The sequence below is a fragment of the Agrobacterium sp. MA01 genome (assembly GCF_009650195.1).
Classification (GTDB): Bacteria; Pseudomonadota; Alphaproteobacteria; order Rhizobiales; family Rhizobiaceae; genus Allorhizobium.
Window position 1 is genome coordinate 2,166,383 of the sequence record NZ_CP045854.1, and the last position, 23,456, is coordinate 2,189,838.

The 23,456-nt window shown below is 62.2% G+C and carries 19 protein-coding genes and 1 other RNA gene; 11 read left to right on the forward strand and 9 right to left on the reverse strand.

What is annotated here, in order from left to right; all coding sequences use genetic code 11:
- Positions 1 to 7 precede the first annotated feature (7 nt).
- Positions 8 to 802, reverse strand: a complete 795-nt coding sequence (locus GH983_RS10570; RefSeq protein WP_153763593.1) for a thymidylate synthase — start codon at positions 800 to 802, stop codon at positions 8 to 10.
- Between the two features lie 128 nt (positions 803 to 930).
- Between GH983_RS10570 and ssrA the strand changes: the two genes are divergently transcribed.
- From ssrA to GH983_RS10590, 4 genes are all read left to right on the forward strand, one after another.
- Positions 931 to 1,307: a transfer-messenger RNA gene (gene ssrA, locus GH983_RS10575) on the forward strand.
- 184 nt (positions 1,308 to 1,491) lie between these two features.
- On the forward strand, positions 1,492 to 1,995 hold the full coding sequence (locus GH983_RS10580) for an SspB family protein (RefSeq protein ID WP_069041150.1): 504 nt from the start codon (positions 1,492 to 1,494) through the stop codon (positions 1,993 to 1,995).
- 54 nt (positions 1,996 to 2,049) lie between these two features.
- Positions 2,050 to 2,238 carry a DUF4169 family protein gene (locus GH983_RS10585; RefSeq protein WP_054151719.1) on the forward strand — a complete coding sequence of 63 codons (189 nt, stop codon included), beginning with the start codon at positions 2,050 to 2,052 and terminating at the stop codon, positions 2,236 to 2,238.
- A gap of 62 nt (positions 2,239 to 2,300) precedes the next feature.
- Positions 2,301 to 2,579, forward strand: coding sequence for a ribbon-helix-helix domain-containing protein (locus tag GH983_RS10590; RefSeq protein WP_153763594.1), 279 nt, complete (start codon positions 2,301 to 2,303; stop codon positions 2,577 to 2,579).
- Here GH983_RS10590 and GH983_RS10595 read toward each other — a convergent pair.
- The 4 genes from GH983_RS10595 to GH983_RS10610 all read right to left on the reverse strand — a co-directional run bounded on the left by GH983_RS10595 (position 2,572) and on the right by GH983_RS10610 (position 12,273).
- Entirely contained in the window at positions 2,572 to 6,306 is a 3,735-nt protein-coding gene (locus GH983_RS10595; RefSeq protein ID WP_153762380.1) for an AsmA-like C-terminal region-containing protein, read from the reverse strand. The genes GH983_RS10590 and GH983_RS10595 overlap by 8 nt on opposite strands.
- A gap of 73 nt (positions 6,307 to 6,379) precedes the next feature.
- A complete protein-coding gene (locus tag GH983_RS10600) occupies positions 6,380 to 7,789 on the reverse strand; it encodes an FAD-binding oxidoreductase (protein WP_153762381.1) in 1,410 nt (469 codons plus the stop codon).
- Between the two features lie 117 nt (positions 7,790 to 7,906).
- Entirely contained in the window at positions 7,907 to 11,056 is a 3,150-nt protein-coding gene (locus GH983_RS10605; RefSeq protein WP_153762382.1) for an efflux RND transporter permease subunit, read from the reverse strand.
- Complete coding sequence (locus GH983_RS10610; RefSeq protein ID WP_153762383.1) at positions 11,053 to 12,273, reverse strand: efflux RND transporter periplasmic adaptor subunit; 1,221 nt, start codon at positions 12,271 to 12,273, stop codon at positions 11,053 to 11,055. The genes GH983_RS10605 and GH983_RS10610 overlap by 4 nt, the downstream gene beginning before the upstream one ends.
- A gap of 279 nt (positions 12,274 to 12,552) precedes the next feature.
- Here GH983_RS10610 and GH983_RS10615 point away from each other — a divergent pair, with 279 nt between their 5' ends.
- Together GH983_RS10615 and GH983_RS10620 are read left to right on the forward strand one after the other, a co-directional pair.
- Positions 12,553 to 15,030: an ATP-dependent helicase gene (locus GH983_RS10615; RefSeq protein WP_153762384.1), complete on the forward strand. Its 2,478-nt coding sequence runs from the start codon at positions 12,553 to 12,555 to the stop codon at positions 15,028 to 15,030.
- Positions 15,031 to 15,106: 76 nt separating this feature from the next.
- A complete protein-coding gene (locus GH983_RS10620; protein ID WP_069041144.1) occupies positions 15,107 to 15,889 on the forward strand; it encodes a glycosyltransferase family 25 protein in 783 nt (260 codons plus the stop codon).
- A 39-nt stretch (positions 15,890 to 15,928) separates the two neighbouring features.
- Here GH983_RS10620 and GH983_RS10625 read toward each other — a convergent pair whose 3' ends face one another.
- The 3 genes from GH983_RS10625 to GH983_RS10635 all read right to left on the reverse strand — a co-directional run bounded on the left by GH983_RS10625 (position 15,929) and on the right by GH983_RS10635 (position 19,405).
- Positions 15,929 to 16,528 (reverse strand): thymidine kinase, encoded by a 600-nt coding sequence (locus tag GH983_RS10625; protein ID WP_054151712.1) that lies wholly within the window; start codon positions 16,526 to 16,528, stop codon positions 15,929 to 15,931.
- Between the two features lie 115 nt (positions 16,529 to 16,643).
- Positions 16,644 to 16,925, reverse strand: coding sequence for a DUF6074 family protein (locus tag GH983_RS10630; protein WP_153762385.1), 282 nt, complete (start codon positions 16,923 to 16,925; stop codon positions 16,644 to 16,646).
- Positions 16,926 to 17,065: 140 nt separating this feature from the next.
- A complete protein-coding gene (locus GH983_RS10635) occupies positions 17,066 to 19,405 on the reverse strand; it encodes a glucose/quinate/shikimate family membrane-bound PQQ-dependent dehydrogenase (protein WP_153762386.1) in 2,340 nt (779 codons plus the stop codon).
- Positions 19,406 to 19,597: 192 nt separating this feature from the next.
- On the opposite strand from GH983_RS10635, the gene pncA reads away from it, so the two are divergent.
- From pncA to panB, 3 genes are all read left to right on the forward strand, one after another.
- On the forward strand, positions 19,598 to 20,224 hold the full coding sequence (pncA, locus tag GH983_RS10640) for a bifunctional nicotinamidase/pyrazinamidase (RefSeq protein ID WP_153762387.1): 627 nt from the start codon (positions 19,598 to 19,600) through the stop codon (positions 20,222 to 20,224).
- 89 nt (positions 20,225 to 20,313) lie between these two features.
- Complete coding sequence (gene panC / locus GH983_RS10645) at positions 20,314 to 21,186, forward strand: pantoate--beta-alanine ligase (protein ID WP_153762388.1); 873 nt, start codon at positions 20,314 to 20,316, stop codon at positions 21,184 to 21,186.
- Positions 21,187 to 21,188: 2 nt separating this feature from the next.
- A complete protein-coding gene (gene panB, locus GH983_RS10650) occupies positions 21,189 to 22,016 on the forward strand; it encodes a 3-methyl-2-oxobutanoate hydroxymethyltransferase (RefSeq protein ID WP_054151707.1) in 828 nt (275 codons plus the stop codon).
- On the opposite strand, the gene GH983_RS10655 is transcribed toward panB, so the two are convergent.
- Positions 22,017 to 22,265 carry a DUF2164 domain-containing protein gene (locus GH983_RS10655; protein WP_153762389.1) on the reverse strand — a complete coding sequence of 83 codons (249 nt, stop codon included), beginning with the start codon at positions 22,263 to 22,265 and terminating at the stop codon, positions 22,017 to 22,019.
- A 170-nt stretch (positions 22,266 to 22,435) separates the two neighbouring features.
- Between GH983_RS10655 and GH983_RS10660 the strand changes: the two genes are divergently transcribed.
- Both GH983_RS10660 and GH983_RS10665 read left to right on the forward strand, forming a co-directional pair.
- Positions 22,436 to 23,146: an AzlC family ABC transporter permease gene (locus tag GH983_RS10660; protein WP_153762390.1), complete on the forward strand. Its 711-nt coding sequence runs from the start codon at positions 22,436 to 22,438 to the stop codon at positions 23,144 to 23,146.
- Positions 23,143 to 23,454 (forward strand): AzlD family protein, encoded by a 312-nt coding sequence (locus GH983_RS10665; protein ID WP_054151704.1) that lies wholly within the window; start codon positions 23,143 to 23,145, stop codon positions 23,452 to 23,454. Before GH983_RS10660 ends, GH983_RS10665 begins: the two co-directional genes overlap by 4 nt.
- Positions 23,455 to 23,456: the final 2 nt, after the last annotated feature.

The following is a 23,456-nucleotide window of genomic DNA, read 5'->3' on the forward strand; positions in this document are numbered from 1 at the left end:
CTTCGCCTCAGACGGCGATCGGCGCCTTGATGCTGGCATCCGCCTCGTAGCCGATCAGCGTGAAGTCCTCGTACGTGAACGAGAACAAGTCCTTGACCTCCGGATTGAGCTTCATGACCGGCAGCGCCTTCGGCGTCCGCATCAGCTGCAGCTTCGCCTGATCGAAGTGATTGGCATAGAGATGGGCATCCCCGAGCGTATGCACGAAATCGCCCGGCTCCAGACCCGTCACCTGCGCGACCATCATCGTCAGAAGCGCATAGGAAGCAATGTTGAACGGCACCCCGAGGAAGATGTCGGCGGAGCGCTGGTAGAGCTGGCAGGAGAGCCGGCCATCGGCGACGTAGAACTGGAACAGGCAGTGGCACGGCGGCAGCGCCATGTCATCGACCAGCGCCGGGTTCCAGGCCGAAACGATGTGACGGCGCGAATTCGGATTGGTCTTGATCCCCTCGATCAGGCGCGCGATCTGGTCGATCTGGCCGCCCTCGTAATCCGGCCAGGAGCGCCACTGGGCGCCATAGACCGGCCCGAGATTGCCGTTTTCATCGGCCCACTCGTCCCAGATGCTGACGCCGTTTTCCTTGAGATAGCCGATATTCGTGTCACCCTTGAGGAACCAGAGGAGCTCATGGATGATCGACTTCAGATGCAGCCGCTTGGTGGTGATGACCGGAAAGCCGTCGCCGAGGTCGAAGCGCATCTGGTAGCCGAAGACAGACCGGGTGCCGGTCCCGGTGCGGTCACCGCGATCGCTGCCGGTCTCCAGAACATGGCGCAGAAGGTCGTGATACTGGTGCATGGGTCCATTCATCGAGTCGTTGTCACCCACATCATATCGCCGCATGCGCCCCAAACCAATGCGGCATGCGCTGTTATCCCCGCCAGAGCGGCGGCAGCAGCAGCCTCCCCGGCCGATTATGCGCCGGCCCTCTTTTCATCGGGATCGGAAACACCTATATCACCTTTGCCGGGGCTTGCTCCGGCTATGGCAATAAACGGTCGGTGTAATAAACCTATTGGACCCGGGGGCGGTACCCGGCGCCTCCACCAAAAACCGGTCGGATCTGATATTTCTTCAGACCGGCTTTTGATGGGGGCGAAATAGGATCGACAAGGGCGTAAAGATCGAACTTTTGCTCGGCATGATACCGCCGTTATCGGGTCACAAGTGTAGTTGCAAACGACAACAACGCTAAGGGTTACGCTCTCGCTGCCTAATGGCGGTGCGGGAAACCCGCTCTAAGTCCTTAGGGTTAGCCCCTTAAGGCGGGGTCCGAAGGCACCTGGCAACAGAAGCCTTCACCTACCTCCTACGCACAAATAACCCTCAGTCTTTCCCCATGACTTTGCTTCGGATTTCGCTGCTACCAGCAGGCAGAGATTTGATGTACATTGCGCGAACCAGTTTCACGCGCCGGGGCTTTTCCGCGCCGCCGCGTCGTGGCATAAGCCGCTGAAAATCGGCATGATAACGAAAGCAGGGATCTGATGGGGCACGACCATATTCGCTACGACATTCTGGCCCAGGACGCACTCCGTGGCGTGATCCGCAAGGTCTTGGCCGAGGTTGCCGCGACGGGGCGCCTGCCGGGTGACCATCACTTCTTCATCACCTTCCTGACCGGCGCGCCGGGCGTACGGATCTCCCAGCATCTCAAGGCGAAATATGCCGAGCAGATGACGATCGTTGTCCAGCACCAGTTCTGGGACCTGAAGGTAACCGACAGCCTCTTCGAGATCGGCCTCTCTTTCTCCGACACACCGGAAAAGCTCGTGGTGCCCTTCAACGCCATCCGTGGATTCTACGACCCCTCGGTGAACTTCGAACTCGAATTCGACGTGCCGCTGGCGGACGAGGAGGAAGGCGAGGCCGAGATCACCGCCTACCCGCTGGAAGCCGTCGCCAAGACGGAAGAGACGGAAGCCGGAAAGACGGAAGAAAAGAAGGAAGGCTCCGTCGTTTCGCTCGACGCTTTCCGAAAGAAGCAGTGAATAGATGACGAACGGCCGGGCCCCTGCCCGGCCTTTTCCCGTGGAGTTGAGACCATGGCCGACATCGTCAATCTCCGTCAGTTCCGCAAGGCGAAAGCCCGCGACGAGCGGGAGAGCGTGGCCGAACAGAACCGCATAAGCCATGGCAGAACCAAAGCGGAAAAATCGCTGACCAAGGCACGCAACGACAAGGCAGCCCGGCAGCACGAACAGGGGCGGATCGAGAAGCCCGAGCAGGATTGATCCGAAAAGATGCCTGGGCGCATCGGGACGGCCATACCTCGAACATCCAGACGGTGACCGCCATGATCCGCAAACGCTCGATCACCCTGCACGGACACCGCACCAGTTTTTCGGTCGAAGATCCCTTCCTCGACGAGTTGAAGACCATCGCCAGGAAACGCGGTTTGAGCTTTGCTGCCCTGATCGCCGAAATCGACGAAAGCCGGCCGCTCGACTCGAACCTCTCCTCTGCCCTCCGCCTGTTCGTGTTGCGAGAGTTCAAGCAGGCGGTTGAGGAGGCGGAGGAGAAGGTCTTGGGACGACCGGCAGAGGCGAACTTCCAACGCAATCCGGTCAGTTGACCCCAGGCAGTCCCTCGAACCGCATCTCTGGCAAGGGCTGACGGATCACGCGCTCTTCCGGTGAGACCGGCAAAACTGGTGCAACGGGCACCGTGTCCGTCGTCAGGGGCTCCACCGGTGTGGCCGCCGGCGCCTCAGGTTGAGCAACTGCTTCGGCCTCTTGCGCAGCCTGGGCTTCCGCTTCCGCTTCCGCCTTGAGCCGCGCTTCCTCTTCCAGCCGCAGGCGTTCCGCTTCTGCCCGCGCCCGCTCTTCGGCACGCGACCGCGCAAGTGCCGCCTCACGCCTCAGCCTCTGTTTTTCGAGAACGCTTGCCTGCAGCGCCTCAACCCTCCGCCGCTCGGCCTCGAAGGCGCGCAGAGAGACAAAATTGGTAAGTTCCGTAACGTCAAGTGACTGACTGAGCGAGAGCGCGTCACCCTGGAAGAGAAGCCGGAAATTCGGCTCTCCCCCCTCCATGGCGGCCTCTCCGGCGTTCAGGGCGACACCGATTTCCCCGTCGAGCAGGCCGGATCGCAGATCGAGCCTGAGCGCACCGTCGAGCTTGGCCGCATCCGCCTGGTGGCTCGCCGCCTGAATGCGCAGCGTACCGTCTGACAAGGCAAAGGGCATGACCAATCCCCTCAGTTCCGTTCGGCCATCCTCGATCAGACGATCGGTGATATCCCGAACCTTGTCCTCACTGATCTCCGTTCCCAAAGCATCCACCTCGGCAATAAGTGCCGGCATGATGTCGAGCTGCAGCCGGTCGAGCGTGAGGCTGTTGAACCGCGCCTCGCCAGAGCCACTGGCCGTACCGATCAACTCAGCCGGCGTCTTGCCGGCGCCTTCGGCAACCAGCGTCACATCCATGCGGCCGGCGGGCGTTTCGGCCTCGGTCATTCCGCGTCCGATGCGAAGTGAATTGACCGTTCTCAGCACATCGCCCCCCTCGAGATCGAGGCGGGCTTGCAGGAAGCCGTTTCCGTCGGTGTTGGCCACCGAGATCCGACCCTTGGCCTTGCCGCCTAGCCAGTCACCAGCAATGTCATCGAAGCTTAGTTCACCGGCCTTGTTGCGCAGCGTTCCGGACACATCCGTCATGGCCTCTGCCGCACCTGGCCAGAATTGCTTGACGGTCAGGCCGAGATCGAGATCGAAGGGCAAGCTGACGACGCCAAGAGCCGCCTCCGATAAGGCGCCATCAACCGGATCCGTGAGCGGGCCGATCATGGTCGCCGCAAGCCAGTCGAGATCGAGTTGATCGAGGCTCACAGTGCCGGCAATCGACGGAACGGATCCCGTCAGGTTCACCTGCAACTCAGCCTCGACCGTTTGTCCACCGATCGTGCCCGTCATGCTTTCGATCGCAAGCTGATCATCGCCAAGCGAGAATTGCGTCTCTCCTTTGAGCGGCAGACCGGTTGCCGCGTCGGGAAGGCTGAGACCAAGCGCCATCAGATAGGGGCCGATGTCCTGGCTATCGAGCTGCACATCCCACTTGCCATCCAGCATGCCAGGCGTGTCCATAGCCGTCAGCTGCGCCGTTGCCTCGAGCGTGGTGACAGGCCCGGCAAATCTGACGACGGCATCGGCATTGCCTTCACCTGCGGCATTCACCGTCAAGGTCAAGACACCACCTTCACCGGTGGTCCAAGGCAGCGGATCAAAACCTGCCTGCCCGAGCAGGACCTGTGCCTCTTCGTTCTCCAGCCGGATTTCTACACTGCGCTGCCCGCCGCCCAAAAACGCAGAGATCTCGTCAGCCTCGGCTGTCGCGGCAAGCGCTGTCTGGTTGACGCGGCCAGTCAGGCCGAGCGTCATGGCACCCGCCTCCGTCACCTGCAACCTGCCCTTGACGTCAGTGTCGGCATACCATTGCGCGCTCTGGGCTAAGCGATCGACCAAAGCGTTGGCCGGCAGGCGTTCCCGCAGCAGTGCAAGGAACGGGCCTGGGTCGTCAGAGACGAAACCGATCTCCGCTTCACCTACTGGAGTAGTCTCTGTCTCTCTCAGCGCACCGCTCACCCGGATCGCGCTGCCCGCAACGCTACCCAGATTGAACCGCTCGATCGAAAGCTGCCCCGCCTCGTATGTGGCGATCGCTTCGACATCTTCCGCGCTGACACCGAACGCGCGCAGGGTGCCGAGCTTCAGACGGGTCGCGACCCGTTCGGCGAGCAGCCGCTGTTCGGCATCCTCGCCAACGACCAGGGCGACGATCGCCCGAGCCGCATCGAGATCAAGACCGTCTCCCGTCAGATCGATGGAGAGGCTCGCCGCTTGACCGATGGGCGATTCTCGCTCGATCCTTCCCTTCAGAGGCTCCGCGCCGATCGCAAGCTCCAGGTTTTCGAACCGTTGCAGTTCGGGCGTCAGATTGACCGAGGCCGAAAATCCGGCCGAGGAAAGGCCTCGGATCGACGGATCGACGCGCCCCGCAATCCAAGTGGCGAGGCCTGACGGCTGGGTCGATGCGATCAGGAGATTACCTTCGAAAGATGGCGTGCCGACGAGCGTCAGCCGGCCGCTCGCCTCGACCTGAGTGCGGCCCGGCAAAAGGCCGACGGCCTTTTCCACGGCCCAGCCGTTGCCTGCGGGGCGGACGTCGAGCTGCAGGTCGCGAAACACGGTATCGCCCGCGACAATCGCCGGCAGGCGCAGCGTGGCACGGCCAGGAACCTTGGGGATCGGGATCTCTGCAGCGCTGGCGAGCAAGAGCGCCAGGCGCTGCTGGACCGACACGCTGCCATTGCGCGAGGTCTTGGCCCGGCTACCATCGGCTGCCAGCCTGTTGACGTCGACCTGCTGGCCCTCGGCCGTCAGCAGGAACTCCGGATTGGCACCGGTGTCGAGCTTGGCTTCGCCCGAGATCACATAAGGGTCGACGACCTCGCCGAGTTCAAGGCGGTAGCTCGGAACCGTGATGCTGTCATTGGCAAGCTTGAACTCGCCGCGCATCCGAGGTGCCGGCACAGGTGTCTGCCCCGGCTCCAGCGCCTCCGCAGGTGTCGCGACTTTCCAGGTGGACGAGAAGCTTCCGGCATACTGCGGCTTTCCCTCTTCCAGCGCCAGTTCGCCTTCGAGCATCAGGTCGAAGGGACGCGCTTCAGGTTCGATCCGCAGGCGAAGCGGCAGGGCAACGCTCGAAAACTCCGAGGTCGTCAGGCCGAACTGCGCCGCTTCTCCGTCCAATACCGCCCTGCCCTCGACCGACCAGGGGCCCGCAAGCGTTCGCGCCGAAAGAGCAGCGTCCAACTCGGTGAGCATGCGATTTCGCCCCGACTGCTCATCGATGAACTCGACACTACCGCCGGTGACGGAGACCTTCTCCAGAACGACCGTGCGCGCCGGAATGCTGGGTCTGCTGCCGCGCAACCAGTCAAGCGTCCCATCAGGCAAAAGCCGGATACGCGCCTTCGGCTCCTCGATGCGCATGTCGAAGATGCGCGCCTCGCCAGACAGGAAGGGCGCGAGCTCCGCATCGAGCGAGAAGCGGGCGATCCTGACGAGCGGCGTACCGTCCACGTCGGTCCCGACAGTGACATCCTCCATGGTGACGGACGGGAACGGTAAGAGCCGTGCCGAAACCTCGCCATTGACCACGACCTTCTTGCCGAGCAACTGGCTCGCCTGATCCTCGAAGTCACGGCGGAAATTGGTCCAATCGACGAACAACGGCGCAAGCAGCGCTGCAAAAAGCGCAACCACGAGCAGGCCGCCAAGCGTTACCAGTATGCGTCCGAGCACCGAATGCCACTCCCTTGATTACGGCCCGAAGGTAACGCAATTCACCGCAGGGGCAACCCGCAAGCTCTTGCAGTCACAGCCGAAAGATCTTGCCGGGATTGAAGATATTGTCAGGATCGAGCCCAGCCTTGACGGCGCGCATCGCCGGCAGTGCGGAGGCCAGTTCCTGCTCCAGATAGCTGATCTTGCCCTGTCCGACCCCATGTTCGCCGGTGCAGGTGCCTTCCATGGCAAGTGCCCGCCCGTTCAGCCGCTCCAGAAAGGCTTCGGCCTTCTCGACATCAGCGGCGTCCTTGTCGTTGAACAACAGCAGGACGTGGAAATTGCCATCTCCGGCATGACCGACAATCGGGGCCAGAAAGCCATGTTCGCGAATATCAGCCTGCGTCGCGGCCACGCATTCCGCGAGACGCGAAATCGGCACGCAAACATCCGTCGACAGGGCCGAAAGTTCCGGCGCCAGTGCCCGGCTTGCCCAATAGGCATTGTGGCGCGCCTTCCAAAGCTGATTTCGCTCTTCCGCATTGGCGGTATAGGCAAATTCTCCACCGCCGAACTCGGCCGCGATCTCGCCGAACTGTTCTGCCTGGAGCGCCACGGTCTCTTCCGTGCCATGGAACTCGACGAACAAGGTCGGACGCTCGGCATAGGAAAGCTTCGAATAAGCGTTGCAGGCGCGGATCTGCATCTCGTCCAGGAGTTCGATGCGCGCCACGGGGATGCCCATCTGGATCGTCATGATCACGGCATTGCATGCGTCTTCGAGCGTCGGGAAAGCCACGACACCGCCGCTGATCTTCGCCGGAATGCCTTGGAGCCTGAGCGTAACCGAGGTGATCACCCCGAGCGTGCCTTCCGAACCGACGAACAGCCGGGTCAGATCATAGCCGGCCGACGACTTGCGGGCCCGCTGCGCGGTGCGGATCTCCTCACCATCGGCCGTCACCACCGTCAGCGCCAGCACATTGTCCTTCATCGTGCCATAACGCACCGCATTGGTACCGGATGCACGCGTTGCAGCCATGCCGCCGAGCGACGCATTCGCGCCCGGATCGATGGGGAAGAAGAGACCGGTGTCGCGCAGATAGGTGTTGAGATCCTCGCGCGTCACGCCGGGCTCGACCGTGCAATCCAGATCTTCGGCATTGACCGCGAGGATCCGGTTCATGCGGCTGAAATCGATCGATATGCCGCCGCAAGGTGCGTTCACCTGCCCCTCCAGAGAGGAGCCCGTGCCGAAGGGCACGACCGGCACGCGATGCGTGGCGCAGATCCGCACGACCTCTCGAACATCCTCGCTGCTTTCGGCGAAGACGACCCCATCCGGTCGTTGTGACGGCAGATAGGTGGTGGTGTGGCTGTGCTGGTCGCGAAACGACTGACCTGTCTGGAAGCGCTCCCCGAAACGCTGCTTGAGGAGCGGCAAGGCCAGAGCGATGCCTTCTTCATTGCGTTTGCCGTCGATCACATCCTTGCGGGCCATCCGCGACCTCCCGAATAATAGCCTTGGGACGCACCGGGAAATCGGTGCGTCCCTGCTATGGGATAGGGCTCGGAGATTGTCCAGTCGTCAGACAGCCGCACAGGCACGCTCTTCCTGTTACTCGGCCGCAACCCTCGGCGGCACGCCGCGATCATTGGCGATCTTCAGCGTGGCATCCTCGAGTTCCGTCTTCAGGCGCGCCTCTTCCTGGGCATGCGGCTTGGAGAAGCGGGCAAGCAGGAGATAGGCGACCGGCGTGATGTAGAGCGTCACGAGGGTCGCAAAGCCGAGACCGCCGACGATCACCCAACCGAGCGCGATGCGCGCCTCCGCACCGGCGCCCTGCGCCAGCACCAGCGGCACGCCACCGAGCACGGTTGCGATCATCGTCATCATCACGGGACGAAGACGGATGGTGCAGGCCGTTTCGATCGCCTCGCGAACGGATAGCCCCCTGTCACGCAACTGGTTGGCAAATTCGACGATCAGGATGCCGTTTTTCGCCATGACGCCAACGAGTAGCACAAGGCCGATCTGACTATAGACGTTCAGCGTCGAGCCAGTGACAACAAGCGCAAAGACGGCACAGGCAAGCCCGAGCGGCACCGTCGCCATGATGATCAGCGAAGACACAACGCTTTCGAACTGCGCGGCGAGCACCAGGAAAATGATCGCGATCGCGAAGCCGAAGGTCAGCGCCATGCCATAGCTGTTCTCCTCCAGCGTCGCCGCTTCGGACAGCGGGATCAGGCGCGAGCCTGGCGGCAGCAATGGCTGCGCAATCTGTGTCACCATCTCGACAGCATCTCCGAGCGCAACGCCGTCGCCAAGGCCTGCCGAGAAGGACACCGAGGCGAGCTGCTGATCTCTGTTCAGCGTCGGCGAGACGGCATTCTCCTGGAGCGAGGCAATCGTCGACATCGGAACGACGCGACCGTCGGATGTAGTGAGGAAGATGTTTTCCAGATCCGTCGGGTCATTGATCGGCTGCGTGCTCGACACAAGGCGAACCGGGATCGAATTACCATCGACAAAGACATCGGTGACCGAACGTCCCTCGAGCAGCGCCTGCAACGACGTGCCGATGGCGCCGATATCTATGCCAAGATCGGAGGCCCGTTCGCGGTCGATCGTCACCGAGATCTGTGCCTGGGTCGGCTCATTGTCGAGACGCGGTGTCTGGAACTCCGGACGGTCACGCAACTGCTCGACGATCTGCAGAGCCGATGCTGCCAGCGTTTCATGGTTCGAACCGACGACCGCCATCTGCAGGCCGCTGCCGGCACCACGGATTCTGAGGCTGTTGGTCTGGAACACATTGCCACGCAGCGCCGGCACCAGAGCGGCGGCGGCGTTGACGTCCTGAACGATCTGGTTCTGACTGCGTTCACGCTCCGACCAGGGTGCCAGCGTCATCACCATGAAGGCGCTGTTGGATGAGCCCTGACCGGAGATCGAGAATATGCTGACAATCTCCCCGCTGTCACGGAGCGGCTTCAGGTTCTCCTCCACCCGCTGCACCTGATCACGCGTATAGGCAAGGCTCGACCCCTGCGGGGTGGAAAGCCGCATCAGCACAACCGAGCGGTCTTCGCGGGGCGTGATCTCGCTCTGGATTGACGTAAACGCGAGGTAGGCGGCGCCGGAGAACACCGCAGCAACGACGCAGACGATCAACGGATTTGAAAGGCAGGCACGAAGCGTTCGGCCATAAAAGCCGGCAAAGCGCTTGCCGAAAGCACCGAGCAATCCCCGGTCGTCATCGGCTTCCCGTTTGAGCATGCGCGATGCCATCATCGGACACAAGGTAAGCGCCGTGACCGACGAGAGCAGAACCGCAAAGGCCAGCACGAAGCCGAATTCGCGGAAGAGACCACCGAGCTGGCCCGGCAGGAAGGACAAAGGCACGAAGACTGCAGCGAGTGTGGCCGTGGTCGCAAGGACCGCAAAGAAAACTTCCTGTGTTCCGAGCACTGCAGCCGCGCGCGGCCCCATGCCCTCAGCCCGGCGGCGGACGATGTTTTCGAGAACGACGATCGCGTCGTCCACGACGAGGCCGGTCGCGAGAACGATTGCGAGCAGTGTGAGAATGTTGATCGAGAAGCCGACCATATAGATCGCAGCCAGCGTGCCGATCAGAGCGACGGGCATGGTGAGCGCCGGGATCAACGTCGCGCGCCAGTCGCGCAGGAACAGAAAGAGGACCACAAGCACGATTGCGGCGGAGAGCCCGAGCGCGATCTCAACCTCGTGTAGAGCGCCCTGAATGAAGACCGCATCGTCGCTGGTGACGATAACCCGCGTACCCTCCGGCAGGGCGCTCGCCATGCCCTCGACGGCACCATGGACGCCGGCGGAGATGTTCAGCGTGTTGGACTGCGCCTGACGGATAATGCCGAGACCGACACCCTGCACACCATTGGAACGCAGCGAGGTCGAGCCATCGTCGGGCCCGAGCGTCACGGTCGCCACGTCGCGCAACCGCACGCGCTCACCGATCAACACATTCTCGAAATCGTCGACCGTGGCGAGGCTGGCGGTCGCCCGCACAACGATGTCCTGCGTCTGTGATTCGAGCGAACCGGCGGGAACGTCGAGCGAGGAGTTCTGCAAGGCGGATGCAAGGCTGGCCACACTCAAGCCACGGCTGGCGAGTGCCGCCTGATTGACGTCAATGCGGAAAACCTTTTCCTGATCACCATAGATCTGGACGTCGGCGACGCCCTCGACGGCGGCCAGCCGGTCCGAGATCTCGTTGTCCACCAGCAGCGTCAGGTCTTCCATCGAGAGCGTGGTGGAGGTCACGGCGAGCCGCATGATCGGCTGCGAATCAGCGTCCGCCTTGACGATGCGCGGTTCGTCCGTGTCGTCGGGCAACTGGTTGCGCACCCGACCGAGCGCATCGCGCACGTCGTTTGCGGCGACGGCCAAGTCGACATTGTCGCTGAACTCGAGCGTCGTACGGCTCTCGCCGAACTGGGAGCGCGACGACATGGATTTGAGGCCGCTGACGCGGGCGACTGCGCCCTCGATGATGCGCGTCACCTCCTGGTCCATGGTCTGCGCGGAAGCACCGTCATAGTCCGTGCTGACCGTGATGACAGGCTGGTCGACGTCAGGCAATTCGCGGATTTCGATGCCGGCAAGGGCAGCCAGACCTGCAACGACAAGCAGTGTATTCAGCACCGCCGCCAGAACCGGGCGGCGCACGAAAAGGGCGGTAAAGCTGCGCCCGGACTGTTCGGAACCGTTCTCACTCGCGCTCATCGAACAGCAACCTCCTCGGCATCGGCGCGGGTTTCGCCGGCAATTTCGACGGTCCCACCCTCACGCACACGCTGGAGCCCTTCGACGGCGACCACGTCGCCTTCCTTGAGCGGTGCTTCGACGAGGATTTGGTCAGAATTGCGCTGCACGATCGTCACGCGCGTCTTCACGGACTTGTTGTCGACAATTTGCCAGACGAAGGAGCCCTCACCGTCCCATTGCACCGCGAGCGGGTTTACGGCCGCATAGCTGTCACCGGGAAACCGCATCGCAACAGCAAACGACATGCCGGCGCGCAGCACATCGTCGGGATTGTCGATCTTGGCGCGAATGCGGATCGTGCGGCTCGCCTGATCCACGCGGCTATCGACCGCTTCGACCGTGCCTTGGAAAACCTGGCCTGGACGCGAGACGGACTTGGCTTCGACCGGCATGCCCGGCCGCACGGCCGCGACGAAACGTTCGGGAGCCCAGAAATCGACGAGCAGCTGGCTGCGATTGTCGAGAGAGACGATGGCTGTCGTATTCGTGACATTGTCGCCGACACTGACGCCAACGATACCGATCACACCATCGATCGGCGCCACGATGTCGCGGCGCTTCAGGTTGAGTTCGGCGGTGGTCAATTGCAGCTGCGCCTGCTCTTCGGCAATTTGCGCGTCGAGCACGTCGAGCCGCGAGAAGCTCTGAAGATTGCGGTAGGATTCGGCCTTCTCCTTCGCACTGCGAAGCGCAACGGCCGCCTGATCGCGCAGGATGACCTGCTCCTCACGATCGAGCCGGGCGATGAGGTCACCCTTGCTGACCTTCTGGCCGGAAGACACGAGGATCTGGTCGAGGGTTCCGGACGCCTGCGGCATGACAGTCACCGCCTCGATCGCCTCCCCGTCGCCGATGGCGCTCAGGCGGTCGTTGACGACACCCATGGCGACTGGCTGTGTAGCCACGAGAATGGCCTGATTGCCGCCGCCACGCCGGTTTCCTTGGCCCTGCCCGCCCTGGCCCTGGCCACCGGACTGAGCCTGCTGCCCGCCCTGCCCCTGGCCCCGCTGTCCCTGCCCTTCACCTTCTGCCGTGCCCGACACCAGCGCCACGGCCGAAGCGGGCACCCCCATGGAAACGAGCGCCTGCCCCACCCCGGGTGAAAAATAGACGAGGGAACAGAGACCGACGAAAAGAACGGCGAAACTGATGGCGAGTTGCTTCCAAACCGGCATGCAAGGCTCCAAAATGTAAAACGGAATGTCAGCGGTTAAGTATCGGGCGCAAACAGTCAGTGGCAATGCCAGAACGTCAAGCTTACTGATTTGTAATCTCGCGTCTTTTCACGCCGCCGTGATCCCGCAACCCCTGCATGCCGGGCGAAACCGTTCGGCCAGGAGCCTAGCACATCCCACAGCCTGAAGCCTGCCGAAATCCGTGCGCAACACGGCGCAAGGAATAAAACCAGAACGCCGTCACTGGCCTTTCCGACCCGAATCACTACATTGAGCCGCATGAGTAACGGTTTCGACGACATTCCCTTCTTCGACGAAGAACCCGCACCGCGCAAGCCTGCCGCGTCCCCTGCCCCCACTTCTGGCGCTCCTGCTGCCGGTGGCCTTGGCATTGCGGCCCGCGCTATGGCTGCCCGTGATCAGGCTCGTGCGCCCGATTATCTCTCCGGCCTGAACCCGGAACAGCGTGAAGCCGTCGAAACCGTCGATGGTCCGGTACTCGTGCTCGCAGGCGCCGGCACCGGCAAGACCCGCGTGCTCACCACCCGCATTGCCCATATCCTGGCAACCGGCAAGGCCTTCCCGAGCCAGATCCTGGCGGTGACCTTCACCAACAAGGCTGCCCGCGAGATGAAGGAGCGTATCGGCCATCTTGTCGGCGGCGCCGTCGAAGGCATGCCCTGGCTCGGCACCTTCCACTCGATCGGCGTCAAGCTCTTGCGCCGCCACGCTGAACTGGTTGACCTACGCTCCGACTTCACCATCCTGGATACCGATGATGTCGTGCGCCTGATCAAGCAGATCATCCAGGCTGAAGGTTTGGACGACAAGCGCTGGCCGGCCAAGCAATTTGCCCAGATGATCGACGGCTGGAAGAACAAGGGTCTCGACCCAAGCCAGATTCCCGAGGGCGACGCCCGCGCCTTCGCCAACGGCAAGGGCCGCGAGCTCTATATCGCCTATCAGAACCGTCTGAAGACCCTGAATGCCTGCGATTTCGGCGACCTGCTCCTGCATCCGATCCGCATGTTCAAGGCGAACCCTGATGTCCTGAAGGAATACCACCAGCGCTTCAAATACGTGCTGGTCGACGAGTATCAGGACACCAACACCGCCCAGTATATGTGGCTCAGGTTGCTCGCCCAGCGCCCGCCGGGCGTGCCGCAGAATGTCTGCTGCGTCGGCGATGACGACCAGTCGATCTATGGCTGGCGCGGCGCCGAAGTCGACAACATCCTCCGCTTCGAGAAGGATTTCCCCGGCGCCAAGGTCATCAAGCTCGAGCGAAACTACCGTTCGACCGAGCATATCCTCGGTGCCGCAGGTTTTCTGATCGCGCACAATGAGGGCCGCCTCGGCAAGACCCTCTTTACTGACCGCGTCGATCCCAACGACGACAAGGTCGTCGTCCATGCCGCCTGGGATTCTGAAGAGGAAGCCCGCGCCGTCGGTGAAGAGATCGAACAGCTGCAGCGCAACCAGCATCCGCTGAACAACATGGCGATCCTGGTCCGCGCTTCCTTCCAGATGCGCGAATTCGAAGATCGCTTCGTCACGCTGGGTCTCAATTACCGCGTCATCGGCGGCCCGCGCTTCTATGAGCGCCTCGAAATCCGCGATGCCATGGCCTACTTCCGCCTCGTCTGCCAGCCGGCCGACGACCTCGCCTTCGAGCGCATCGTCAACACGCCGAAGCGCGGTCTCGGCGACACCACGATCCGCAATCTGCACGACTATGCCCGCGCCCGCGACATTCCGATGCTCGCGGCAGCAGCAGACATCATCGAAACCGACGAGCTGAAGCCCAAGGCCCGCAAGGCGCTCTTCGACGTCGTCACCGATTTCCGCCGCTGGCAGACCCTGCTCGAAAACACGCCGCATACCGAACTTGCCGAGCAGATCCTCGACGAGAGCGGCTATACGGCCATGTGGCAGAACGACAAGTCGGCCGAGGCACCGGGACGTCTGGAAAACCTGAAGGAACTCATCCGCTCGATGGAAGCCTTCGAGAGCCTGCGCGGCTTCCTCGAACATGTTTCGCTGGTCATGGATGCCGAGACCAACGAGAACCTCGACGCCGTGTCGATCATGACGCTGCATTCGGCCAAGGGCCTGGAATTCGAGACCGTCTTCTTGCCCGGCTGGGAAGAAGGCTTGTTTCCCCATCAGCGCGCGCTGGACGAAGGCGGACGCTCAGGCCTCGAGGAAGAGCGCCGGCTCGCTTATGTCGGCATCACTCGCGCCAAGCGCCGTTGCCACATCTGGTTTGTCTCGAACCGCCGCATTCACGGCCTCTGGCAATCCACCCTGCCCTCGCGCTTCCTCGAAGAGCTGCCGCCCGCCCATGTCGAGGTCGCCGAAGCCGAGACCTCCTATGGCGGCTATGGCCGCACCCCCTATGGCCAGTCCCGCTTCGACAAGCAGGAGCCCTTCCAGAACAGCTATTCGACGCCAGGCTGGAAGCGCGCCCAAGCCAACAAGACCGACGCCACACGCGACAACTGGGGCAACCGCTCCGGCCATGCGGTCGAGCGCATCGGCTACGGCGAAAGCGGACCACGCGCGAAGACGATCGATGGCGAACTCGTCGCCAAGTCCACGACATCGGAACCGTCACGCTTTTCCGTGGGCGACCGCGTTTTTCATATCAAGTTCGGCAACGGCAATATCTCGGCCATCGAAGGCAACAAGCTGACCATCGATTTCGACCGCGCCGGCCAGAAGCGCGTGCTCGACGGTTTCGTCGAGAAGGCCTGAGACGACAGGCACTATTGACGCTTTCGTGCGGATTGCGCAGAAGGCAGGCTGTTCGACCCTGTCATTGGAGACAGCTTTGCAAGTCCTTCCGGAAAGCCGCCTGAACCTCGCCGTCTACCTGATCAACATGGACGGCGCGGAAGATCGCATGGAGGTGATGAACCGCGAGACGGCTGCCGCCGGCATCGTCGCGGAGCGTGTCCCGGCGGTGATCGGGCGCAACCTCAACTTCCCGATTCCGGAATTCTCCGAACTCTCCTACAAGCTGCTGCATGGCCGTCGCCTGAAACACGGCGAGGTCGGCTGCTATCTGAGCCATGTCGATTGCGCACGCCGCTTTCTCGCCTCCGACGCGGATCTTTGCCTCATCCTCGAAGACGACGTGACATTCGAGCCGGACTTTCTCGAAACGATCGATGCTGCAGCGAAGAATGCCGACGCCTGGGACATTTTGCGCCTCACCACAGTCAGCAGCGGCCGGAAATTCCCCTATCGCAAGCTGACGGACCGTCGCTCGCTGGCAATTGCCCTCACCCGTGAGAAGGGCTCGGGCGCCTACATGATCAACCGCAAGGCCGCCCGCTGGATTGCGGAGAAACTGGTGCCGATGCGCCTTGCCTATGACATCGCCTTCGATCTCGAATATCTATCAGGTCTGAAGGGCGCCTTCGTCAGCCCATTGGTGGCGAGCCAGGATTCCGATTTCGAATCGCAGATCCAGGGCAACATCAACGCCCACAAGCTGCCGCGCTGGCGTTATCTCACGGTTCTGCCCTACCGGGCCTATCTGGAGCTGAGCCGGGTTCTGGCGCGCGGCGGACTGCTGCTCTGGCAGAAGCTGGTCAACCGGAACGGCTGACAGAAGCTGGTCAACCGGAACGGCTGACGCTGCAAATGCTCACTTGCTGGCGGTAACTTCTTCCGCGGCGAAGGCCAATTGCCAATGACGGCGGCAGAGAGAGGTGTAGGTCTCGTTTCCACCGATCAGCACCTGCGCACCGTCCCGCTGTGCCTTGCCGTCTTCGCCGACGCGAACGACCATGGTCGCCTTGCGGCCGCAATGGCAGATGGAACGGGCCTCGGTGAGTTCGTCGGCAATCGCGAGCAGCGCCTTGGAGCCGGGGAAAAGTTCACCGCGGAAATCCGTTCTGAGACCATAGGCCATTACCGGGAGGTCGAGCACATCGACGACCCGTGCAAGCTGCCAGACCTGATCCGTCGTCATGAACTGTGCCTCGTCGATGAAGACGCAGGAGAGCGGTGAAGTCTCGTGATCGGCCTTGATTGCTGCGAAGAGATCTTCTTCCTGACCAAAGGCATCGGCCTCGGCCTTTAACCCGATCCGCGACCCGATGAAGCCCTTGCCCGCGCGATTGTCCAGCGCGCTGATCAGCATCGCCACCCGCATGCCGCGTTCGCGGTAGTTGTACGCAGCCTGCAAAAGAAGCGTCGATTTGCCAGCATTCATGGTGGCATAGATGAAATGAAGTTTGGCCAAGGCTGCGCTGCTCGAACTGGAGTGATGCTGGCGCCGTCATACCGGAGAGATGAGATGGCGGACAAGCACCGGCCAGCGTTGCCAACAGGAAGTATCGCGCCTGACCTCGGGCCACTCAGCCCTGCGCGGCTTCCTCGCGATGCAGCCACATCAGTTCGACCTGGACGGCCGCCTGGAAGTCCATGATTTCGGCCCGCATCTCGTCTTCCGGGCAACCGAGTTCGAGAAGTTCGCTGCCGAGCCGGCGGCATGTCGTCTTCCAGAATTCCGTCGCGGCATAGCCATTCAGGCGGTCGAGTTCGATCGCGGAACGGCGCACCAGATCCCGGCGGCTCGCGAGCGGAAAGAAGGCGATTGTCGTCGGGTTGGACTGGCCGTTCATGGCTTGGCTACTCATGCGAAACATCCTCACGTTACGACATGTGTGTAGAATCACATGGTTAACGTTCCGTTTCGCAGCAAGGCCAGACACGCTGAAGTGTGCCGAAAGTGAACCCGCCCGCGATCGCGGGCGGGTTCAAGGCTATTGAACCATGGTCAATCGGGCAGCGTGTAGGCGATGATATAGTCGCCCGGATCCGTGCCCACCGAGCCATGACCGCCAGCGACCATCACGACATACTGCTTGCCGTTGTCGAGTGCATAGGTCATCGGGGTCGCCTGGCCACCAGCTGGCAGGCGGATCTCCCAAAGCTGCTCGCCGGTCGTCAGGTCATAGGCACGCAGGTAGTTGTCGACGGCTGCACCGAGGAACACCACGCCGCCCTTGGTGATCATCGGACCACCAATACCGGGCACCCCGACCTTAAAGGGCAGCGGCAGCGGCGTCATGTCGTAAATCGTACCATTGCGCTTCTGATAGGCGATATCGCCCGACCGCAAGTCGACGCCGGCAATGGTGCCCCACGGCGGCGCCTGGCATGGAATGCCGAGCGGCGACAGGAACGGCCCCATGACGACGCCGTAAGGTGCGCCCTCGTTGCGATTCAGTCCCTGCTCGGACCCTGTTGCGCCTTCTTCCTTCGGCGGAATGTCGGAACGCGGAACCAGCTTCGATGTAAAGGCGAGATAGGTCGGCATGCCGAACATCACCTGGCGCTCCGGATCGACGGCGACCGAACCCCAGTTGAAGGTGCCGAAATTGCCGGGATAGACGAGTGTCCCTTCCAGCGAAGGCGGCGTGTACTGACCCTCGTATTTCAGCTGATGAAACTGGATGCGGCACATCATCTGGTCGATGATCGTCAGGCCCCACATGTTGCTTTCAGTGAGTGTCGGCGGACGGAAGGTCAGATCCGAGATCGGTTGGGTCGGCGCAGTGAAGTCTTCGGGGATCGCACCACCCGGTGCCGGGATCTCGCGCACCGGAATGATCGGCTCGCCCGTCCGGCGGTCCAGCACATAGATGTCACCCTGCTTCGTTGGGCCAATTAGCGCGGGTGTCACCGCACCCTCGGCATTCGTCAAATCCAGAAGCACGGGCTGTGCCGGCACGTCCATGTCCCACAGATCGTGATGCACGGTCTGGCGCACCCAGCGATCCTGTCCCGTGTTGACGTCGAGCGCGACGATCGAAGACGAGTATTTCTCCACACTCTCGCTGCGCCCCATGCCGAGCTGGTCAGGAACCTGATTGCCGAGCGGGATATAGACGAGGCCGAGTGCTTCATCGACCGAGAAGATCGACCAGCTATTCGGAGAATTCGGCGTGTAGGCCTCGTCGGGGCCGATCGGAGCAGTTTCCGTCGGGTTGCCGCTGTCCCAGTTCCAAACCAGTTCGCCCGTGTTGACATCGAAGGCGCGGATCACGCCGGACGGCGACTGCGTTGAGTAATTGTCGTTGACGGCACCCCCAATGATGATCTTGCCCACAGCAATGACGGGCGGCGACGTCGAGTAGTAGTAACCGGCCGGATTGTAGGGCATGTTCTGCTCGAGACGCAGCGTGCCGCCATTGGCGAAATTCTCGCAGATGGCGCCGGTTCCGGCATCCAGCGCGATCAGACGCGCGTCCGAGGTCGGCAGGTAAACGCGTTCGGCACAAACAGTGCCTTCAACGGCTGTCGGATCGCGGTAGTAGGTGACACCGCGGCAGGTCTGGTGCTGGCGGTCGGGTTCGAGGCCGGCATTCGGATCGAACTTCCACTTTTCCTGCCCAGTCTCGGCATCCACTGCGATCGCCCAATTGTGCGGCGTGCAGAGGTAGAGCGTATCGTCGACCTTGAGCGGAGTGACCTGATAGGTCGTCTCGCCAACATCCTCCGGCAGCTTGACGTCACCCGTCTGATAGGTCCAGGCGATCTTCAGATCCTGAACGTTTTCGGTATCGATCTGGGTCAGCGGCGAATAGCGCTGCCCGTAGGGTGTGCGACCATACTGGTGCCAGTCAGCGTCGGGCACGTCACCACCAAGCGCCGGCGCTGCCGCCACCTGTTCGGTCGGAAGCCGACCATCGCGGTCATACGAGTTGGTAAACAGCGAAATGACAGCGACCACCGTCGCAATCAGCACGGGCACGGCGACCGGCAGGAGACCCGCCGCCACACGGCCACGGCGATGGGCCGGCCCCAATTGCCGGCGAACCGCCGGAAGCATCAGCCAGAGGCCGAGAACGACGATCAGTCCACCTCTCGGTCCAAGCTGCCACCAGTCGAGCCCGACTTCGGACAGCGCCCAGACGAGGCTGCCAAGAATGAAAAGGCCGTAAAGCCAGAGAGCCTCGACCCTGCGCAGGACAAGCAGCAAGGCCGTCCCGAGAAAAACAAGGCCGGCGATCAGGAAATAAGGGCTGCCGCCGAGCAGCAAGAGCTGTGCGCCACCGATGCCGAGCACCAGGCCCAGCACGCCGAATATGACAGCGGTGATAGTGAGAAACATACCGGTTCCAATCGTAATGCGAGATGGAAAATTGGCCCTGACCTTTTGAGGTAAAGACAACAATCACCAAGGCCGAACGTGGCAAAAGCGTGATTGTTCCATTTTCTGAAACCTCTTCGGAAACCGTGGAATGCTCTTGATCCCGCCGCTATCGATTGCCATCTTGCGCCGCACAAGAATGGGAGTGCGATCATGACCAAGGCCCTGCTGCTTATCGACATCCAGAACGGTTTTTGCCCGGGCGGCAATCTGCCGGTTGAAGACGGCGACGCAGTCGTGTCCGTGGCAAACCGCCTGATGGCAAACGGCACTTATGATCTGGTCGTTGCCTCGCAGGATTGGCACCCTGCAAACCACGGCAGCTTCGCTTCCCAGCATCCGGGCAAGAAGCCCTTCGACATGGGCGAACTCTCCGGGCAGCCGCAGGTGATGTGGCCGGACCATTGCGTGCAGGGCACGCAGGACGCGGACTTTCACCCCGATCTCGACACAGACCGCATCGATTTCGTCCAGCGCAAGGGCGAGAACCCCGCCGTGGACAGTTATTCCGCCTTCCGCGACAATGACAAAGCCGCACTCACCGGTCTGGCCGACTGGCTGAAGGCAAAGGCTGTGACCGAACTCCACGTCATGGGACTGGCCACAGACTACTGCGTGAAGTTTTCAGCTCTTGATGCCGTGGACATGCTGCCGGGCGTCAAGGTCCGCCTGATCGCCGATGGTTGCCGTGGTATCGATGCGAAGGGCGTGGAGGACGCAATCGAGGCCATGCGCGAGGCGGACGTCGAGATCATCGACAGCAGCCGAATCGGTTTCTGAGGAAGTTTCTGCAAAGGATTCGTGCGATTGCCTTTTTTGACGGCAAGCGCTAGAGCCGAGCCAGTGAGAAGACAGGGAGGACGCCGGTCATGGAAGTCGTCACCACGATCGCCGCTTTGCGACAGAAGCTCGCGCCCCGCCGCCGCGCCGGCCAGACCATCGGCTTCGTGCCGACCATGGGTTATCTGCATCAGGGTCACCTGAGCCTGGTCGGCCGCGCCAAGTCCGAAAACGACGTCACGGTCGTCTCGATCTTCGTCAATCCGCTTCAGTTCGGCAAAAACGAGGATCTGGCGAAGTATCCACGCGACCTTGCCCGTGACAGCGCCATGCTGGAACAGGCCGGCGTCGACTATCTCTTCGCGCCGGGCGTGGAAGACATGTATCCCGAACCGATGCAGACGGCTGTCGATCTGCCGAAACTCGGCTCGGAGCTCGAAGGCGAGGCTCGTCCGGGCCACTTCGCCGGTGTCGCGACCGTGGTCACCAAGCTCTTCAACATCGTCCAGCCGGATGCCGCCTATTTCGGCGAGAAGGACTACCAGCAGGTCACCATCATTCAGAAGATGGTCGAAGATCTGGCCCAGCCGGTGCGCGTCGTACCCGTGCCAACGGTCCGCGAATCCGATGGCCTCGCCTGCTCCTCGCGCAATGTCTATCTCTCGCCCGCCGAACGCGCCGCAGCGGTGATCGTGCCGAAGACTCTCGCGGAAGCCGAAAGGCTTCTGCTGACCGGCATCCGCGACGTCGCGACCCTGGAAGCCAAACTCGTCGAGTTTCTGCAGACGGAACCGCTGGCAGAGCCGGAGGTGGTAGCCATCCGCGATCCGCGCACGCTCGAGCGCATCGAGACGGTCAAGGAGACCGCCCTCGTGCTTCTTTACGTGCGCTTCGGCAAAACAAAGCTTCTCGATAACCGCATCATCGGCCAAGCGGCCGCCACCGGCATGGAGGCCGCCTGAACATGAGCACACCACCCCGCCAGAAGCGTTTCACCCCGGCCGACATCACCGCCCTTAAAGGCGTCAGGCCGATCGTGTCGCTGACCGCCTACACGACCCCCATCGCCCGCATCCTCGACCGCCACTGCGACCTGCTGCTCGTCGGAGACAGCCTCGGCATGGTACTCTATGGCATGGACACCACCGTCGGCGTCACAATGGACATGATGGTCGCCCACGGGCAGGCCGTCATGCGCGGCGTGTCGCGTGCTTGCGTCATCGTCGACCTTCCCTTCGGCTCCTACCAGGAGAGCAAGGAACAGGCCTTCCGCAATGCTGTCCGCCTTATGAAGGAGACCGGCTGCGACGGCGTGAAGCTCGAGGGCGGCGCGGAAATGGCGGAAACCGTCGAATTCCTCGTCAGCCGCGGCGTGCCGGTCTTCGGCCACATCGGCCTGATGCCGCAGCAGGTGAATACGTCGGGCGGCTATCGCTCGAAGGGGCATAGCGAAGTCGAGCAGGACAAGATCCGCCGCGACGCCAAGGCGATCGATGAAGCCGGCGCCTTCGCCATGGTGATCGAAGGCACTGTCGAGCCGCTCGCCCGCGAGATCACCACCACGGTGAAGGCAGCAACCATCGGCATCGGCGCCTCGCCGGCCTGCGACGGCCAGATCCTCGTCTCCGATGACATGCTGGGCCTTTTCAATGAGTTCAAGCCGCGTTTCGTCAAGCACTACAGCGAACTTGCCGAGGTGATCGAGAAAGCCGCAAGCGACTACGCGGCTGAGGTCAAGGAGCGCATCTTCCCTGGCCAGGAACACACATTCCAGATCCGGCCGAAGAAGTAGTCACGTCTCCGGGATGCGCTCCATTTCGTAGAGCGCATCGTTGACCTGGTCGACCTGTCGGGCAAGCAGCGCCTGCGCATCGCGCAGGCCCTTGTTGTAGTAGTGCGTTCCGATGAGGCGGGCGACCAGATCGACCAGCGACTCGACCTCGAATCGACCGATCTCGACCTCCGCCTCTTCAGAAAGATGGTGCTGCACCTTCTGCAGAAGCCGCTCTTTGTCTTCGCGGCTGATCAGATCCTTTTCCATCCCATGCCCTCCCTGACCGGCCGTGCTCGCCGCGACTTTTCGACAAGACCCCGCCCAACTTTATGTGGCAAGGCCCATTCATCAATGCCGATGGTCGTTCCATCAGCGGAATTGGTTTGTCGGACAAGCCGACAGCGGCTAGCCAGCAGAGAAACGTGAGAAACTGCGCCATGTCCCGATCAGAGTTCACCGTGGGTGCATTGAAGGCCCTCCCCGTCATAATATCAGCGGGGCCTTTCGCCGTGCTGTTTGGCGCCGTGGCAGTGGCAAACGGCCAGACGGTCGCCGAGGCCGCCCTGATGAGCGCGACCGTTTATGCCGGCGCAAGTCAGTTGGTCGGCATCGAGCTCTTCGGCCAGGCCGTGCCCATGTGGGTCGTGGTCCTGTCGATCCTCGCCGTGAACTTCCGGCACATCCTCTATTCGGCCGCGATCACGCCCTTCATGGATCATTTCACGCTGCCCCAGAAAATGCTGAGCTTCTTCCTGCTCACCGATCCGCAATTCGCCGAAACGCTCGCGCGTGGCGAAAGTGGCCGCGGCGTGTCCTTCCCCTGGTATCTTGGTTTCGGTGCGATGATCTATGTGCCCTGGGTCGCCATGACAGCCGTTGGCGGACTGGTCGGCAAGGCGATGGGCGACCCGGCAGACTGGGGCATCGACGTCCTGCTGCCGATCTACTTCCTCGGCCTGGTGCTCGGATTCCGCAAGCGCGGCAATTTCCTGCTGATCGTGGCGGTCAGTGCGGTGGTCTCCATCATTGCCCAGCATCTGATCGGCTCACCCTGGCACATCAGTGTCGGGGCACTCGCCGGCGTCCTGCTCGCGGCCCTGCTGCCGCTGCCCGAACCTCCGGTCGAGCGCGAGGAGGCGAGCCGATGAGCACACTCTTCACGCCCTACATGACGCTGTTGATCGCGGCCGCCGCCGCTGCGACCTTCGCGACCCGCATTGGCGGCTATATTCTGGTGAAGCGCTTGAAGCACATGCCGCCCCGACTTGAGGCGGCGCTGAACGCGGTTCCGGCAGCGGTTTTGACGACCCTTGTCGCGCCAGCCTTCTTCTATGGCGAGATCGACGTGAAGGTCGCCATGGCGGCGGCCTTCCTGATCGGCTTGCGCTTCGGTGCAATCCCGATGCTGATCGGCGGTTGGGCCGCCGTCATGCTGATGCGTCAGTTCGTCGGCTGACG

What these genes read in the sequence shown, in the direction of transcription:
- GH983_RS10570 (WP_153763593.1), bottom strand. Translation starts at nt 802, where the DNA reads ATGCACCAGTATCACGACCTTCTGCGCCATGTTCTGGAGACCGGCAGC.
- GH983_RS10580 (WP_069041150.1), top strand. Translation starts at nt 1,492, where the DNA reads ATGGGGCACGACCATATTCGCTACGACATTCTGGCCCAGGACGCACTC.
- GH983_RS10585 (WP_054151719.1), top strand. Translation starts at nt 2,050, where the DNA reads ATGGCCGACATCGTCAATCTCCGTCAGTTCCGCAAGGCGAAAGCCCGC.
- GH983_RS10590 (WP_153763594.1), top strand. Translation starts at nt 2,301, where the DNA reads ATGATCCGCAAACGCTCGATCACCCTGCACGGACACCGCACCAGTTTT.
- GH983_RS10600 (WP_153762381.1), bottom strand. Translation starts at nt 7,789, where the DNA reads ATGGCCCGCAAGGATGTGATCGACGGCAAACGCAATGAAGAAGGCATC.
- GH983_RS10605 (WP_153762382.1), bottom strand. Translation starts at nt 11,056, where the DNA reads ATGAGCGCGAGTGAGAACGGTTCCGAACAGTCCGGGCGCAGCTTTACC.
- GH983_RS10610 (WP_153762383.1), bottom strand. Translation starts at nt 12,273, where the DNA reads ATGCCGGTTTGGAAGCAACTCGCCATCAGTTTCGCCGTTCTTTTCGTC.
- GH983_RS10615 (WP_153762384.1), top strand. Translation starts at nt 12,553, where the DNA reads ATGAGTAACGGTTTCGACGACATTCCCTTCTTCGACGAAGAACCCGCA.
- GH983_RS10630 (WP_153762385.1), bottom strand. Translation starts at nt 16,925, where the DNA reads ATGAGTAGCCAAGCCATGAACGGCCAGTCCAACCCGACGACAATCGCC.
- GH983_RS10635 (WP_153762386.1), bottom strand. Translation starts at nt 19,405, where the DNA reads ATGTTTCTCACTATCACCGCTGTCATATTCGGCGTGCTGGGCCTGGTG.
- pncA (WP_153762387.1), top strand. Translation starts at nt 19,598, where the DNA reads ATGACCAAGGCCCTGCTGCTTATCGACATCCAGAACGGTTTTTGCCCG.
- panC (WP_153762388.1), top strand. Translation starts at nt 20,314, where the DNA reads ATGGAAGTCGTCACCACGATCGCCGCTTTGCGACAGAAGCTCGCGCCC.
- panB (WP_054151707.1), top strand. Translation starts at nt 21,189, where the DNA reads ATGAGCACACCACCCCGCCAGAAGCGTTTCACCCCGGCCGACATCACC.
- GH983_RS10655 (WP_153762389.1), bottom strand. Translation starts at nt 22,265, where the DNA reads ATGGAAAAGGATCTGATCAGCCGCGAAGACAAAGAGCGGCTTCTGCAG.
- GH983_RS10660 (WP_153762390.1), top strand. Translation starts at nt 22,436, where the DNA reads ATGTCCCGATCAGAGTTCACCGTGGGTGCATTGAAGGCCCTCCCCGTC.
- GH983_RS10665 (WP_054151704.1), top strand. Translation starts at nt 23,143, where the DNA reads ATGAGCACACTCTTCACGCCCTACATGACGCTGTTGATCGCGGCCGCC.